The following is a 16,090-nucleotide window of genomic DNA, read 5'->3' as shown; positions in this document are numbered from 1 at the left end:
CTTACAGGTCGGTGATTTCCTTGTGGCGCGGCACCAGCGTCTTCATCACGCTCCAGGCCACCAGGTAGGCCAGCGCACAGATCGCGAACATAATCATGTAGCCGGTGTGGATATCGTTGACTGACTTGTAGTAGTCGAACACCCAGCCACCAATCTTGGTCATCACCACCCCGCCCAAACCGCCGGCCATGCCGCCGATGCCGACCACCGAGGCCACGGTCTTCTGCGGGAACATATCGGAGACGGTGGTAAAGATGTTGCACGACCACGCCTGGTGCGCCGACGCGCCCACGCCGATCAACAATACCGGCACCCAGAAGCTGATGTAGCCCAGGGGTTGCGCCAACAGCACCACCAACGGAAACAGGGCGATCACCAGCATGGCTTTCATGCGGCCGTCATACGGCGCATCGCCACGGGCCATGAAGTAGCTCGGGAACCAGCCGCCGCCGATGCTACCGACCATGGTCATGCTGTACAGCACCGCCAGGGGCAGCACGATGTCGGGACCTTTCATGCCGTATTGCGCCGACAAGTAGGTGGGCAGCCAGAACAGGAAGAACCACCACACGCCGTCGGTCATGAACTTGCCGAAGGCGAAGGCCCAGGTCTGGCGGTAGGTGAGCAGCTTGAACCACGAGACTTTTTCCGTTGCATCGCCCGCAGCTGCCGGGGTGAACGGCTGCACGGTCTGGTCGCTGCGGATATACGCCAGCTCGGCGGCCGACAGGCGTTTTTGCTCATCCGGCTTCTTGTACAGCGCGACCCACACCGCCACCCACACAAAGCCCAGGCCGCCGATCACGATGAAGGCCGCTTCCCAGCCCCATAACCCGGCAATCAACGGCACGCAGATCGGCGCCAGGATCGCCCCGACGTTGGCACCGGAGTTGAAGATACCCGTGGCCAGGGAGCGTTCTTTCTTGGGGAAATATTCGGCAGTGGCCTTGATCGCAATCGGGAAGTTGCCCGCTTCACCAATCGCCAGCACGGCGCGGGAGAGCATAAAGCCGGCAATCGACACCGGAATCACCGCCAGGCCGATTGCACCGCTGATCGCCGCGATGCCCTCGCCCATCGGTACCGAGAACGCATGCATGATGGCGCCCGTGGACCAGATGCCAATCGCCACCACGTAGGCCGCCTTAGTGCCGATCTTGTCGACAAAACGCCCGGCGAACAGCATGGAGATCGCGTAGACAAACTGGAACACTGCGGCAATGTTGGCGTAATCGGTGTTGCTCCAGCCAAATTGCGTCGACAGTTGCGGCGCCAGCAAGCTGAGCACCTGGCGGTCGAGGTAGTTGACGGTGGTCGCGAAAAACAGCATCGCGCAGATGGTCCAGCGGTAGTTACCTACTGCTTGGCCAACGCGATGAGCGTGGATGGGCTCGATCAAGTTCATGGCATCACTTTTTATTTTTGTTAGGTAGGACATATGTAACGTCATATGTCGTCGTACAACTGTGGCTTTTATATCGAGGTCCCTATCCCCTGTCAATCTGAAAGATTAGGGTTATATGAGGTCTTGCGCGGCTGTGAAAAGTGTCAGCTTTGAGCAGTTGTAGGATGACAAATCCTGAATACCCGGCTGGGCGGCTTGCCGGGTACATCATCAAGCAGGCCGAAAGGCTGCATGCCAAGCTTCTCCAGCACCCGGATGGACGCCGCATGGTCGGGCCGGACCAGGCCAAATACCTCGGGTAACGCCAGGGTTTCAAATGCCAACTTGAGGGCATCGCGCCCCACTTCGGTGGCATAGCCCTGGCCCCAGGCTTGCTCGGCAAAGCGGTAACCCAGGTTGATGCGCCTTTGCGTCAGGTAATTGAGAGGCGCGATACCGCCAAAGCCGATGATGTCCTCCGGCGCTGCGTGGCGCGCAATCGCCCACCAGCCATAGCCCTCGCTGGCCCACTGCTCGAGCCAGCCGTCGAGCAGGCGTTGCGCATCGGCCAGGCACGTCAGGGGGCCGGCGGGGTTGAACAGGTGGGTCCGAGGGTCGCCGAAGATCGCGAACAATGGCTGCAGGTCGCTGGGGAGTGGCTGACGGTAGGTGAGACGCGCGGGGCTGGCGAGCATTCGGATAACTCTCTGTAAAATTCACAAAGTTCAATGCATCTGCAAAAAAACGCAAATACGGGTGAATTATTTCATGTCCGCTTGTATCTGAACTGACAGAGCGGTGCCATCGCTGCGATGGCACCTCCCCTGTTCTGCTTTAGAGTGCCCCCGCATGAAATTACGTAAGAAAAGCGTCAAACCCATCGGTTTGAAAGACATCACCATCGTTGACGACGCCAAGGTGCGCAAGGCAATCACCGCTGCCGCCTTGGGTAACGCCATGGAATGGTTCGACTTCGGCGTCTACGGGTTTGTCGCCTATGTGCTCGGCAAGGTGTTCTTCCCGGACGCCTCGCCCAGCGTACAAATGATCGCTGCATTGGGTACCTTTTCGGTGCCCTTCCTGATTCGCCCGCTGGGCGGTCTGTTCTTCGGCGCACTGGGCGATAAATACGGGCGGCAAAAAGTACTCGCCGCCACCATTGTGATCATGTCCCTGAGCACCTTTGCCATCGGCTTGATTCCCGGCTATGCCTCCATCGGCATCTGGGCGCCGATCCTGCTATTGCTGTGCAAAATGGCCCAGGGCTTCTCGGTCGGCGGTGAATACACCGGCGCGTCGATCTTCGTCGCCGAATACGCCCCGGACCGCAAGCGCGGTTTCCTGGGCAGCTGGCTGGACTTCGGCTCCATCGCCGGTTTCGTGCTCGGCGCCGGTGTGGTTGTACTGATTTCCACCGTGTTGGGTGAAGCCGAGTTCGAAGCGTGGGGCTGGCGCCTGCCGTTCTTCCTCGCCCTGCCCCTGGGCATCATCGGCCTGTACCTGCGTCACGCGCTGGAAGAAACCCCGGCGTTCCAACAGCACATGGACAAACTCGAGCAAGGCGACCGCGAAGGCCTGACACACGGTCCCAAAGTGTCGTTCAAGGAAGTCGCGACCCAGCACTGGCGCAGCCTGCTGACCTGCATCGGCATCGTCGCGGCCACCAACGTGACGTACTACATGCTGCTCACCTACATGCCGAGCTACCTGTCGCATAACCTGCATTACAAAGAAAACAGCGGCGTGCTGATCATCATCGCGATCATGGTCGGGATGCTGTTCGTGCAGCCGTTCATCGGTTTTGTCAGCGATAAGATCGGTCGCAAGCCGTTCATCATCGCCGGCAGCATCGGCCTGCTGTTCCTGTCGATCCCTGCATTTATGCTGATCACCAGCGGCAAGATCGGGCTGATCTTCGCCGGTTTGCTGATCCTGGCGGTGATCCTCAACTTCTTTATTGGGGTGATGGCCTCGACACTCCCGGCGATGTTCCCCACGCACCTGCGCTACAGTGCATTGGCCAGTGCGTTCAACGTGTCGGTGTTGATCGCAGGCGTAACCCCGACTGCCGTGGCCTGGCTGGTGGAAAGCACCAACGACCTGTACATGCCCGCCTACTACCTGATGGTGTTTGCGGTCGTTGGACTGGTCACTGGCCTGACCATGAAGGAAACCGCCAACAAACCGTTGCGCGGCGCAGCGCCGGCCGCTTCGGACATGGAAGAAGCCAAGGAGCTGCTGCAGGAACATCACGACAATATCGAGCAGAAGATCGAAGACATCGATGCCGAGATCGCCGAATTGGAAGCCAAGCGCAACAACCTTGTGCAGCAGCATCCACGGATTAACTAAGCCCTCAACGTGCGTGGTGGGCCAGGACCACCACGCAATTGGAGTGTTCACCTATGATTCCTAGCGTCACCTCAGCACAGTCCCTGCTCAGCGCCGATGAGCGCGCTGCCATCGCCGAAATAGAAGCCAGCACCAGCATCCTGCAACTGGTCACCCGCCTGACCGGCATGCGCTTTGCCGGCCTCGCCAAATTCACCGACCAGGAATGGGTGGTCTGCTCCGTACACGACACCGCCGAAATGGGCATCCAGGTCGACGACGTGCTCGACCTCGAAACCACGCTGTGCAGTGAGTTCTTTATCAACCCTCAGACGCTGTTCATCCCGCAGATCAGCCAGAACGGCCGCTTTGCCACTCGCCCGGTGGTCAAGCAATTCGCCATTGAAAGCTACGCCGGTGCGCCGATCTTCCTGCCTGACGGCCGCCTGTTCGGTGCGCTGTGCGCGCTGGATTCCAGGGCGATGCTGTTTGAAGACCCCAACCTGCCGGAAACCCTCAGCCTGTTCGCGCGGCTGATCGGTTGTATTTTCTACGCTAACCTGAAGGCGGCTGATCACTGACAGTCGCTTTGCCACGCAGTGCCGCCACATCGCGCTTAGGCGGCATGCCGAACAAGCGGCTGTACTCGCGGCTGAACTGTGACGGGCTTTCATAGCCCACTTTGAACGCGGCACTGGACACGTCCTGGTGCTCGTTCAACATCAAGCGCCGCGCCTCATTCAGGCGCAGCCACTTCTGATACTGCAACGGGCTCATCGCCGTCAGCTGGCGAAAGTGATGATGAAAGGTTGCCGCACTCATTTGCACGCGCGCCGCCAACTCATCGACGCGCAATGCCGCGTCGTAATTGAGCTTCAGCCAATCAATCGCTTTGGCAATCCGATAGCCCTGTCCGTCGACGGAACAGATCTGACGCAATCGGCTCGCCTGGTCGCTTTTCAGTAGACGATAGTGAATCTCGCGCTGGATCAACGGTGCCAGCACCGCAATTGCTTCGGGTTCATCCAGCAGCGCCACCAGACGCGCGAAAGACGCCAGCATGCCCTGGGTCACCGTACCGATGCCCACCCCCTTCAGCACCGGCCGCTCCCGCGCCGGCGGCAGCTCACTCTGAGCGATCAGCTCGGCCAATATGCGCAAATCCAACTTGAAGGTGAGCCCAAGGCAAGGTCTTTCGGGGCTGGCCACCAGCACTTCGGAATTGGCGGGAATGTCCAGTGAGGTCACCAGGAAGCGCGAAGTATCGTATGGATAACCCTCCCCCCCCGCCCACAGCTGTTTTGCACCTTGGGCAACCAGCACGATGCACGGCTCGACCATGCACACCACGGGGCTTGCGGGCTGTTCACGCCGGTAGAAGCCAAGACCAGGAATCGGCATGGGGTAGTCGCCCGGAGCCTGCACCCGCGATCCAATAGCCTGGATCAGCGCGTCCAGGGGCGTTTCATTGATAGTCATGACAGGCTCTTTTTCTCTCGTCATCGGACTTTACCCCGAGCGGTCCGTGGCGTCCCGGCAAACCGCAGAACTCAGAGGATCAGGCAAGTAATCCAGTCAAACGCACTACAGAACCCTGACCGCCCCCGGGAAAATGTGCGCACCCACCCCCTCAAGGATCATCCGATGAAAAACCTCCTGCTCACCCTGGGTTTGCTGGTGACCTGTACCACTTCACTGGGAGCCGATATGTCCAACGGTGCCAACAACTTCTACACAAGCGACAAGGTCAGTGTCGAAAAGGTCACCTTCAACAATCAATACGGCATGGCGGTCGCGGGCAACCTGTTTGTGCCCAAGGACCTTGCCCCCACCTCCAGAAATGCTGCGATTATCGTTGGCCACCCGATGGGTGCCGTCAAAGAACAGAGCGCGAACCTCTATGCGACCAAAATGGCAGAACGGGGTTTTGTAACGTTGTCCCTGGATCTCCCATTCTGGGGAGAAAGTGCCGGCACACCACGCAATGCGGTGTTGCCCGAGCTCTACAGCGAAGCCTTCAGCGCCGCCGTGGATTACCTTGGCACCCAGCCAATCGTCGACCGCGAGCGCATTGGCGTGATCGGTATCTGCGGCAGTGGCAGCTTCGCCATCGCTGCCGCGAAGATCGACCCACGCCTCAAGGCCATCGCCACGGTGAGCATGTATGACATGGGCGCCGCCACTCGCAATGGCCTCAAACATGGCGTGACCTTGGCGCAACGCCGACAGGTACTGCTGCAAGCGGCCAACCAGCGCTATGTGGAATTCCAGGGGGGCGACACCGTCTACACCGGCGGCACACCGAACGCCCTGACCGGCGATGCGGTTGGCGATGAGTTCTACGATTTCTATCGCACATCGCGCGGTGAGTTCACCCCCACCGGCGCCTCGCCACACACCACCACCCGGCCGACGCTGAGCAGCAACGTGAAGTTCATGAACTTCTACCCGTTCAATGACATCGAGACCCTTTCTCCGCGTCCGCTCTTGCTGATTGCCGGCGCCAATGCGCACTCCCGCGAATTCAGCGAGGACGCCTACCAGCGTGCTGCCGAGCCTAAGGAACTGGTGATCATCCCCGACGCCGGGCATGTGGACTTGTACGACCGGGTCGACCTGATCCCGTTCGACACGCTCGCCGGCTTTTTCAGGAAGTACCTGAAGTGACGACCGCCGAGCCAAAAAACTGGGGCGCCGTACTCGCAATGTCACTGGCGGCATTTGCCCTGGTGGCCTCCGAGTTCCTGCCCGTGAGCCTGTTGACGCCGCTGGCGACCGACCTGCATATCACCGAGGGCCAGGCCGGACAGGGCATTTCGGTATCAGGGCTGTTTGCCCTGCTCACCAGCCTGGTGATTGCGGCCGTGGCGGCGCGGGTTGAACGCAAGCGCTTGCTGCTGTCCTTGACCCTGCTGATGATCATTTCTGGCACGGTGGTGGCATTCGCACCCAATTACTCCGTGTTCATGCTGGGCCGCGCGTTGATCGGCGTGGCCATCGGCGGCTTCTGGTCACTGTCGGCCGCCACCGCCATGCGCCTGGTGCCCGCAGCCCAGGTGCCGCGGGCATTGGCTATCGTCAATGGCGGCAACGCACTGGCAACGGTGATCGCGGCACCGTTGGGCAGCTTCGTCGGCGGCTTGATCGGCTGGCGCGGGGCGTTCTTTTGCGTCGTCCCCGTTGCAGTGCTGGCGGCGGCCTGGCTGATGCTCAGTCTGCCGTCGATCAAAGCGCAGGGGGCGGCAAAAAACGGCCGCCTGTTGGGCTTGATGAAGCGCAAGCCGGTGGCCTTGGGCATGCTGGCGGTCAGCGTGTTTTTCATGGGCCAGTTCATGCTGTTCACTTACCTGCGACCGTTTCTGGAGGCTGTCACCCAGGTCAGTGTTTCCCGGTTGTCGCTCATATTGTTGGTGCTGGGCCTGGCCGGACTGGTGGGGACGCTCGTGATCGAGCGTTTGCTGAAAAAGAGCGTGTTCCTGACGCTGATCATCATCCCGTTGGTGATGGCGGGGATTGCTCTGGCGCTGGTCAAGGTCGGCAGCTCCATGGTGATGACCACGTTGTTGCTGGGGCTCTGGGGCCTGGTCGCCACCGCCGCGCCGGTGGGCTGGTGGACCTGGCTGTCGACAACCCTGCCCGACGATGCCGAGGCAGGGGGTGGCTTGATGGTCGCGATCATCCAGCTGGCGATAGCATCGGGCGCTATCGTTGGCGGCCTCGTGTTTGACTGGAGCGGTTACCAGGCTACCTTCCAGTTGAGTGCGGCGGTGCTGGGTGCGGCAGCCGTGTTGGCGTGGCTCGCGGCTCGCGCCAGCGGTTACCGCGCACTGTCGATGATTTGCCCGCCATCCGGTGTGAGGCTGTAGCCGGTAATGAATTGCGCGTCCTGGCTGGCCAGGAACAGCACCACCGGCGCAATGTCATCTTCAGGCGAGCCGTAACGCCCCAGCACATTGGTCGGCGCCGGGGCGTCATACGCATCGCCCCAGGTGTCGGCCACCGGCAACAGGTTGTTGACCGTGATGTTGTCCACTCCCCATTCTCGCGCCGCCGAGCGTGTGAGTGCGCGTACGGCTTCCTTGGCGATGTTGTAGGTGCATAGCCTGCCGGTGAAGCCCAAAGCCAGGGGACGCACCGCGCTCCAGCGTGAGCCCTGATCCGCTGCAACGCTCTCAACGTTTTGCCCCGGCCGCCGATAACACGTCATACCCCTGACTTGCAGCGACGCTCTGCGGGAAACAATGCCGAACTCTCTCGCTCCTATCGTCCGCTCGCTTTCCGACCGCACCAGCCTTTCACTGGCGCGCACCTCGCTGTTCCGGTTCATGGGCTTGTTGGCCGTGGTATTTGCTGCCGCAGCCTACTCGCTGGTTTACCTCGCCCACGAACTGGACCGTTCCGAGCAGGTTGAAAGCGCCTTCTATACCCGTAAAGCCGTGCAATCGCTGGAGAAAACCTTACGGGTGACCGTCAAGGACTACGCCTTTTGGAGCGATGCCTACAAGCACTTGCACGTTAAAGTCGACAATGACTGGGCTTACATGCGGGGCAATCTCGGCGCCACGTTGTTTGATGATTTCGGTTTTCAAGGCCTGTTTGTGGTCAACGACGCCGATCGCACGGTGTACGCGGTCGTCGACGGCAAGCTGCTGGATATCGACCTCACGCAATGGCTGGGCCAGCCCATTGCCGGGATTCTCGACCAGGCCCGTGCGGGTGCCGACAGCGAAACACCGATCACCACCTTTATCAACGTGCACGGCAGCCCCGCGCTGGTGGCGGCCGCCGCCATCACTCCCGGCACCGACCCCACGGTGCGGGCCGATGGCCGGCCGGCCTCGGTGCTGATCTTCATCGACATCCTCAACAGCGCCAAACTGGCCGTGATCGGCGATGAGTTCGGCGTGAACAAACTGCACATTGCCAGCCCCGATGAAATCGGCAAAACGTTGCTCTTTCCCCTCGGCGACAACGGTACCGCCGGCAGCCTGCACTGGGAGCCGGCCCGGCCCGGTTTGCGGCTTATGGGGGTCGGTCTGCCGCTGCTGGGCCTGGCCGCGTTGCTGGTGTGCCTGATGACCTGGGCCATTTCGCGCCGCACCACCGCCGCCGCGCTCGCCCTGGATGCGAGCCATTCGTCGCTGCAGAACAGCCAGAATGCCCTGGCCACCAGCGAAGCACGCTTTCGCGATGTGGTGGAGGCCAGCTCCGACTGGGTGTGGGAAATCGACGCCGGTTGGCGCTTCACTTACCTGTCGGAACGCTTCGAAGGCGTCACCGGGTTGACCCGCTATGCGTGGATCGGGGCGACGATGAACGACTTGCTGGAGACCGAGTCGGGCCTGCTTTCCCAGTGGCTCAGCGCACCCGGACGACGCCCGGATATCAGCGTGCAGTGTCGCTACGTCGATGCAGCAGGACAGGAACGCACCACTCGGCTGTCGGCGCGAGAGATGCCGTGCGGCGGGTTTCGCGGGACGGCCACCGACGTGACGGAAGAAGTCGAAGCCCGTCGGCGCATCGAGTTCTTGTCCCAGCATGACGCCCTGACCGGGCTGCCCAACCGCACCCGCCTGCAAGCGTTCCTCGACGGCAAACTCAAAGCCCTGCCCTCCACCGAACAGCCCCTGGTGATGCTCAGCCTGGACCTGGATCGGTTCAAGCCGGTCAATGACCTGCTGGGGCACGCGGCCGGTGACCGGGTGCTCAACGAAGTGTCTGCGCGCCTGGCGGACTGCGTGCGCCATGGTGATCTGGTCGCCCGTGTCGGCGGCGATGAATTTGTGCTGATCCTGACCGATGCAGGCACTCAGGACGAAGTCGAAACCCTGTGTAAGCGGTTGATCGAATCCATCGAACGCACGATCAGAATTGACGAGCAAGAGGTGTTCATCAGCGCCAGTATCGGGATTGCCATCGCGCCCAACGATGCCCGCGAAGCCGCGGAACTGCTGCGCTACGCCGACATTGCGCTGTACGAGGCGAAAGCCGCCGGGCGCAATACCTGGCGGTTCTATTCCGGCGACATGAACGCGCGGATCATCGAACGTCGGCGTCTGGAAAGCGACCTTCGGTATGCGATCAAACATGCCGAACTGCGCCTGCACTTCCAACCCCGCTATCGCATCGCCGACGGGCAAATGGTCGGCGCCGAAGCGCTGGTGCGCTGGCAGCACCCGGTACGCGGCCTGATCGCGCCGGACACCTTCATTCCGATTGCCGAAGAGTCCGGGTTGATCCTGGCGCTGAGCGATTGGGTACTGGAGACCGCTTGCGTGTGTGCCGCGCAGTGGCCGGAGCCGCTTTTTGTGTCCGTCAACCTGTCACCCACGGAGTTCAAGCGTGGCAACCTGGTGGAGCGTACGCAGCAAGCGCTGAAGAGCTCAGGCATTGATCCCGCGCGCGTAGAACTGGAAATCACCGAAAGCGTCATGCTTGAAGATGCCACCGGGGCGCTTGAGGTGATGCGCACGCTCAAGCAATTGGGCGTACGCATTGCCATGGATGACTTCGGCACCGGCTACTCGTCCCTGAGCTATCTGCGCGACTTCCCGTTCGATGGTTTGAAAATAGACCGCAGCTTCCTCACCCGACTGGAGGAAAGTGACGATGACAAGGCAATTATCCAGGCGATTGTCGGGCTGGGCCGCGCCCTGGCACTGACAGTCACGGCCGAAGGCATTGAAACCGCCGAGCATCTGGCGCTGCTCAAGGCCGTGGCCTGTGAAGAGGGCCAAGGCTATTTCCTCAGTCGGCCATTGGATATCGAGGCGCTCAACAGCTTGCTCGACGTGCACGCCGGCACCGTGCAGTGATTACCGGAAAAACTGGCTCGGCGTCTTGCCAAACTGTTTCTTGAACATGCTGGTAAACGCGCTCGGGCTTTCATAGCCCAGTTCCAGGGCGATATCGATCACCTTCTCGCCCACCGCAATGCGCTCCAGCGCCAGCAGCAGCCGCGCCTGCTGACGCCACTGGCCGAAGGTCATGCCGGTTGCCTTGCGGAACAGGCGCTGGATGGTGGTCTGGTCCAGGTTCAGGCGCGCGCTCCAATCCGCCACGGTGGAGGCGTCCCCCGGATCGTCCTGTAACGCAAGGCAGATCTGCTTGATACGCGGGTCGGCGGGCTGGGGCAACGCCAGTGGCAGCGCCGGCAGGATGGCGAGTTCGTCGAGGATCAGGTGCATGATCCGCGCCTCCCGCGAGTCCTCGGCGTACGGCGGTTTCAAACTCACCGACGCCTTGATCAGCTCGCTCAGCAGCGGCGAGATGCTGACCGTCTTCGGCTCGCCGGGCATGTTCGGGAACCGGTCCGGGCGCACAAACACGCTGCGCATTTTCAGGGTGCCGACACAGCGCAACGAATGCACCTGCCCGCTGGGCATCCAGATCCCGCGATTGGGCGGTACCGTCCACTGGTTCAACGCCGAGTACACCACCATCACCCCTTCGATGGCGTAGAGCAGTTGATGTTTTTCGTGGCTGTGGTCGGGGATCACCCAATTTTCCGGGTAATCCGTGGCGGAACTGATGACCGCCCAGGCGCCTTCGTTGATTTCCTGGAGAAATTCATTCAGCGGTTTGATCATTTCGCCCTTTTTGCGATGGTTGCCGCCCGAATTACGCGAGACAGGCATTCATGACGAATCTAGCATAAACGCCGAATCATTTTGTAATGGATGGCGACCTTAAGAAGTCGCCGCCTCTGATTAGCTGCCTTGTATGGAATGCCTGCATGTCGACCCTCACCGCGTCACCCGCCGCTGCAACCACTGCACCCCAAGCCAGCCCCTTGGTCATGCGTATCCTCGGCGCCTGCGCCTTGGCGCATTTGATCAATGACCTGATCCAGGCCGTGCTGCCGTCGATCTACCCGATGCTCAAGGCCAACTACGGGCTGTCGTTCACCCAAGTGGGCCTGATCACCCTGACCTTCCAGCTCACCGCCTCGCTGCTGCAACCCTGGATCGGCTACCACACCGACCGCCACCCCAAACCGTGGCTACTGCCGGCGGGCATGGTGTGCACCTTGATCGGCATCCTGATGCTGGCGTTTGTCGGCAACTTCCCGGCGATCCTGCTGGCGGCCGGCCTGGTCGGCGTCGGCTCGTCGACCTTCCACCCGGAAACTTCGCGTGTCGCGCGCCTGGCCTCCGGCGGTCGCTACGGCCTGGCCCAATCGACCTTCCAGGTCGGCGGCAACACCGGCAGCGCGCTGGGCCCGTTGCTGGCGGCGGCGATCATCATTCCCTACGGCCAAGGCCATATCGCCTGGTTCGGGCTGTTTGCCGTGTTCGCGATCCTGGTGCTGTACGGCTTGAGCCGCTGGTACCGCAACCACCTCAACCTGTTCAAGCTCAAGCAAGGCGGCAAAGCCACCCATGGTTTGTCCAAAGGCCGCGTGACCTTCGCCCTGGTCGTACTGGCCGTGCTGGTGTTTTCCAAGTACTGGTACATGACCAGCCTGACCAGCTACTTCACGTTCTACCTGATCGAAAAATTCCAGCTGTCGGTCTCCAGCTCCCAGATGTACCTGTTCCTGTTCCTGGGCGCAGTGGCGGTCGGCACCTTCGCGGGCGGCCCCATCGGCGACAAGATCGGCCGTAAGAAAGTCATCTGGTTCTCCATCCTTGGTGCAGCGCCGTTCACCCTGGCGCTGCCCTACGTCGACCTGTTCTGGACGGCGGTATTGAGCGTCGTGATCGGTTTTATCATCGCCTCGGCCTTCTCGGCCATCGTGGTCTTTGCCCAGGAACTGGTGCCGGGCAATGTGGGCATGATCGCCGGGATCTTTTTCGGCCTGATGTTCGGTTTCAGCGGGATTGGCGCGGCGCTGCTCGGTTTGCTCGCTGACACACACGGTATCGAGTACGTCTACAAACTGTGCTCGTTCCTGCCACTGGTGGGCATCCTGACCGTCTTGCTGCCGTCTACCAAAGGCATTTGACCGCACTTATCCGCATGACTGACGCAGGCAGGGACGCCTGCGCAGCATGCCGCAAGCCAATCCGTGCTTAAATCCTTGTTTGGCAGCTTCCCGCGCATTTCTGCTCGCCGCCCCTCCAAGGAACCCCCGCATGCGCCTGCCAGACTTCATTCTTGCAAACCTCGAACCGATTCTTCAGGCCTGGGAAGACTTTGCACGCACCATCCAGACCCCAGGCGCCGACCTCGACCGTGCAGGCCTGCGTGATCACGCCGAACAGATGCTGCACGCCATCGTACTCGACCTGCGCACCAGCCAGACGGTGCAGGAACAAACCGAAAAGGCTCAGGGGCTGGCACCGCAGAATGACACCGAGAGCCCCGCTGAAACGCATGCGGTAACCCGCTTGATGGCGGGGTTCTCCATCGACCAGATGGTGTCTGAGTACCGTGCGTTGCGCACCAGCGTACTCAGCCAGTGGCTTGACCAGATCAAACACGGCACGGCGCTGCAAGTCGACGACATGAACCGCTTTCATGAGGCCATCGACCAGGCGCTGGCGGAATCCATCGCCAGCTACTCGCGCGCGGTAGAAGCGTCGCGCAATGTCTTCCTGGGCATTCTCGGTCACGACCTGCGCACGCCGCTGGGCGCGATTCTGCTGGGCGCCGACATGCTCAGGCGTTCGCCGGCCTTGGGCGAGCGCAATACCCGCGTGGCTACGCAGATTTACACCAGTGTCCAACGCGCCAGCCAGATCGTTGGCGACCTGCTGGATTTGACGCGCTGCCAGATGGGCCCCGGCATTCCGGTCAAACGCACGGCCGTCGACCTGGCACCGATCTGTGAACGGATCGTCGACGAAATCCGCGCGTTTCACCCTGACTCACACATCCTGTTCGAAGCGACAACCCAGGCCACTGGCGCCTTCGATGGCCCGCGCATGGAGCAAGTGTTTTCCAACATCATCAGCAATGCAGTGCAACACGGTGATGCGCGTTCACCGATCAAGGTGCAATTGTCGGCGTCGGCAGAGACGTTGGTGTTCGCGGTGCACAATCGCGGCAACCCCATCCCGGTGGACGTTTTGCCATTTATCTTCAACCCCATGGGGCGCTTTTCCCAACGCGCGGTGATTGAACACGGCCCCACGGAAGGCCTCGGGTTGGGCTTGTTCATCGCTTCTGAAATTGTGGCGTCCCACCAAGGGTTGATTGAAGTCGAGTCGAGCCTGGCGTCTGGTACGGTGTTCCGCGCAACGGTGCCTCTGTACTGACCTGCGTGAACTGACCTACGTGCGCCGACCTCCGCGGGCTGATAGCCGTTCGCCAGTAAGGCTCCGAAAACCGCTCGCGAAGGCTTACAATCGCGGTTTTCAACGCAACCCTGGCAGACCCGGCAGCACATGACGCTCGACCCTCCTACGATTTTGGCACTCACCGTTGCCCTGGCAGCCGCTGCCGCCCTGTACCTGGCCGTTGAATGGCGCAGTGTGCGTGAACCTTCGCTGCTGTACTGGAGCGCCGGTTTCGCGACCATCAGCATCGGGTCCACGCTTGCGCTGCTGCGCATCAATGGCTTTGTGATGATCGGCATCTGGTTCGCCAACGGCCTACTGGTGAGCGCGCACTTTCTGTTTTTGCTCGGCGTGGCGCGGTTCACCCAGGTGCGCCTGTCACGCCTATGGCTGCTGATGCTGGCGGTCTGGTTCGGCATGCTGATGCTGCCGGCCGACCTGCCGTGGTCCAAAGCCATGCTGGGGGTGCAGTCGCTGCTGGTGGCGCTGCCGACCTTGCGCGCCAGCTTTTTGCTGCGCCCCCATGGCAAATCGTTGAGCATCGGCGCGGTGCAATTGCGTTATGTGCTGCTGATCCATGGCACCTTCTATGTGGCCAAGGCCCTGTCGGTACTGATCCCCGGCACCCTGATCGACCTTGCCGCGTTCAAGGGCGAAATCATCCAGGTCTCCCTGGTGGAAGGCGCCATGGCGATCATGCTGATTGCCCTGTCGATGACCGGCTCCGAACGCTACCGACGCGAACAACAGATCGCCCGCCTCGCTGCCCGCGACCCCCTCACCGCCCTGTACAACCGCCGCGCCCTCGACCTGCGCGCCCCACGCCTGCTGGCCCAGGTGTCGCCGGCGCAACCGGGTGCGTTGCTGCTGATCGATATCGACAACTTCAAATCGGTCAACGACCTCCACGGCCATATCGCCGGCGACCGCTTGCTGATCGCGTTGAGTGAAATGATCCGCGGCGTGGTGCCCCGAGGTGCGCTGGCCGCACGCCTCGGCGGCGATGAGTTCGTGATCCTGTTGAACCCGGCCTCCACCGAGCAGATTGTCACGCTGGGCAGCAGCCTGCGCGACCAGTTTCACCAACTGGCCGCGCAGACCTTCGCCACGCCGGCGCCGGTCACCCTGAGCATCGGCGCCAACCTGTTTGATCAACCACCGCCGAGCCTGACGGCGCTGATTGAACAAGGCGATACCACGCTGTATGAATCCAAGCGGGCTGGCCGTAACAGCATCCGCCTGGTCGACCGGACCGGCACCGGCCCGTACGGCTAACTGCTTTTTCCAAAATCGACGGTGGCGGCGAATGCAAATGAGATGACGACCGTTGCAGCCATGCCAACACAAGCATCGACACAACGTTTTAGCAACCACAGTAACCACGATGCGAAGCGAGCCGCTCTTGATCTTGATCTTGATCTCAGGCGCCCCGTCAAACACGCTGGCCGGAATTCGACAGGGATTTGGGGGTAAACCGGCAGGGATGCCGGTTTAGCCGCCCCGCGCCATGGATGGCGCGTGGCGGCGGCCCCCAAAATCCCTGTCGGATTACGGGTACACCGAGCGTGAGCGAGGTGCCGAGTGTTGGGGCAAGCGCGTTTTGCTTACTTTTGCGCTCTTCAAAAGTGAGCCGCCGTAAGGGCGGAACCCATAGCAGCCGTTACCTAAATAACGGATATGTACCCGGTCTGATCCAACATCCTGGTCGTCTGCAAGGCCGCCGGCGGGAGCAAGCTCCCTCGCCACAGATCCAGCGCCATACCCAGAATTGTGTAGATACCGAGGCCCCGATGGCGCTGAATCAGTCACCTGATGAATCGACTGACACACCGCTATCGGGGGCAAGCCCCCTCCCACATTTGGATCGCGGCCTAACCGTTAGATGGTGGTCGGCTGTCAGGCCGCCAGCGGGAGCAAGCGCCCTCGCCACAGGTCCAGCGCCGTACCCAGAGTGGTGTAGATACCGATGCCCCGATGGCGCTGAATCAGTCACCAGATGAATCGACTGACACACCGCCATCGGGGGCAAGCTGAACTGGTCAAGTAATCTTGGACACCGATTACGGTTCACGCCGCCAACCTTTCCTTCACGACCGGCGACCTGTAGTCGTTATAGCTGTGAGGCCTGCTGATGTTGTAGCGCGAGACATAG

Annotated in this window: 13 protein-coding genes; 8 read left to right on the top strand and 5 right to left on the bottom strand. The window is 61.2% G+C overall.

Features of this window, described 5'->3' with window-relative positions:
* Nucleotide 1: 1 nt before the first annotated feature.
* Complete coding sequence (locus QCBJ_RS19190; protein ID WP_102061344.1) at nt 2-1,405, bottom strand: MFS transporter; 1,404 nt, start codon at nt 1,403-1,405, stop codon at nt 2-4.
* Between the two features lie 143 nt (nt 1,406-1,548).
* Nucleotides 1,549-2,079 (bottom strand): GNAT family N-acetyltransferase, encoded by a 531-nt coding sequence (locus QCBJ_RS19185; protein WP_102061343.1) that lies wholly within the window; start codon nt 2,077-2,079, stop codon nt 1,549-1,551.
* Between the two features lie 154 nt (nt 2,080-2,233).
* Here QCBJ_RS19185 and proP point away from each other — a divergent pair, with 154 nt between their 5' ends.
* Together proP and QCBJ_RS19175 are read left to right on the top strand one after the other, a co-directional pair.
* The gene (gene proP, locus QCBJ_RS19180; RefSeq protein ID WP_012724594.1) at nt 2,234-3,736 is read left to right on the top strand and encodes a glycine betaine/L-proline transporter ProP; all 1,503 of its coding nucleotides are present in this window, start codon (nt 2,234-2,236) and stop codon (nt 3,734-3,736) included.
* Nucleotides 3,737-3,789: 53 nt separating this feature from the next.
* Nucleotides 3,790-4,296 carry a GAF domain-containing protein gene (locus tag QCBJ_RS19175; protein WP_102061342.1) on the top strand — a complete coding sequence of 169 codons (507 nt, stop codon included), beginning with the start codon at nt 3,790-3,792 and terminating at the stop codon, nt 4,294-4,296.
* Here the strand turns inward: QCBJ_RS19175 and QCBJ_RS19170 are convergent.
* On the bottom strand, nt 4,271-5,194 hold the full coding sequence (locus QCBJ_RS19170) for an AraC family transcriptional regulator (protein WP_102061341.1): 924 nt from the start codon (nt 5,192-5,194) through the stop codon (nt 4,271-4,273). The genes QCBJ_RS19175 and QCBJ_RS19170 overlap by 26 nt on opposite strands.
* A 165-nt stretch (nt 5,195-5,359) precedes the next feature.
* Here QCBJ_RS19170 and QCBJ_RS19165 point away from each other — a divergent pair, with 165 nt between their 5' ends.
* Together QCBJ_RS19165 and QCBJ_RS19160 are read left to right on the top strand one after the other, a co-directional pair.
* Nucleotides 5,360-6,382 (top strand): alpha/beta hydrolase, encoded by a 1,023-nt coding sequence (locus tag QCBJ_RS19165; protein ID WP_102061340.1) that lies wholly within the window; start codon nt 5,360-5,362, stop codon nt 6,380-6,382.
* A 38-nt stretch (nt 6,383-6,420) separates the two neighbouring features.
* Nucleotides 6,421-7,581 carry an MFS transporter gene (locus QCBJ_RS19160; protein ID WP_102061447.1) on the top strand — a complete coding sequence of 387 codons (1,161 nt, stop codon included), beginning with the start codon at nt 6,421-6,423 and terminating at the stop codon, nt 7,579-7,581.
* Here the strand turns inward: QCBJ_RS19160 and QCBJ_RS19155 are convergent.
* Nucleotides 7,533-7,850, bottom strand: a complete 318-nt coding sequence (locus tag QCBJ_RS19155) for an SDR family oxidoreductase (protein ID WP_244886037.1) — start codon at nt 7,848-7,850, stop codon at nt 7,533-7,535. The two genes, QCBJ_RS19160 and QCBJ_RS19155, sit on opposite strands and share 49 nt — an antisense overlap.
* A 106-nt stretch (nt 7,851-7,956) precedes the next feature.
* Here QCBJ_RS19155 and QCBJ_RS19150 point away from each other — a divergent pair, with 106 nt between their 5' ends.
* Nucleotides 7,957-10,530, top strand: a complete 2,574-nt coding sequence (locus tag QCBJ_RS19150) for an EAL domain-containing protein (protein ID WP_102061339.1) — start codon at nt 7,957-7,959, stop codon at nt 10,528-10,530.
* Here the strand turns inward: QCBJ_RS19150 and QCBJ_RS19145 are convergent, their stop codons facing one another.
* The gene (locus QCBJ_RS19145) at nt 10,531-11,352 is read right to left on the bottom strand and encodes a helix-turn-helix domain-containing protein (protein WP_043205440.1); all 822 of its coding nucleotides are present in this window, start codon (nt 11,350-11,352) and stop codon (nt 10,531-10,533) included. It abuts the gene before it with no gap.
* 98 nt (nt 11,353-11,450) lie between these two features.
* Between QCBJ_RS19145 and QCBJ_RS19140 the strand changes: the two genes are divergently transcribed.
* From QCBJ_RS19140 to QCBJ_RS19130, 3 genes are all read left to right on the top strand, one after another.
* Complete coding sequence (locus QCBJ_RS19140; RefSeq protein WP_012724602.1) at nt 11,451-12,662, top strand: MFS transporter; 1,212 nt, start codon at nt 11,451-11,453, stop codon at nt 12,660-12,662.
* Between the two features lie 130 nt (nt 12,663-12,792).
* Nucleotides 12,793-13,917: a sensor histidine kinase gene (locus QCBJ_RS19135; protein WP_012724603.1), complete on the top strand. Its 1,125-nt coding sequence runs from the start codon at nt 12,793-12,795 to the stop codon at nt 13,915-13,917.
* A gap of 129 nt (nt 13,918-14,046) precedes the next feature.
* On the top strand, nt 14,047-15,213 hold the full coding sequence (locus QCBJ_RS19130; RefSeq protein WP_102061338.1) for a GGDEF domain-containing protein: 1,167 nt from the start codon (nt 14,047-14,049) through the stop codon (nt 15,211-15,213).
* Nucleotides 15,214-16,090: the final 877 nt, after the last annotated feature.

The organism is Pseudomonas sp. QC2 (assembly GCF_002859085.1).
GTDB lineage: Bacteria > Pseudomonadota > Gammaproteobacteria > Pseudomonadales > Pseudomonadaceae > Aquipseudomonas > Aquipseudomonas petroselini.
Note: the sequence above shows the minus strand (reverse complement) of the source record. Positions and strands in the feature narration are given on the sequence as shown.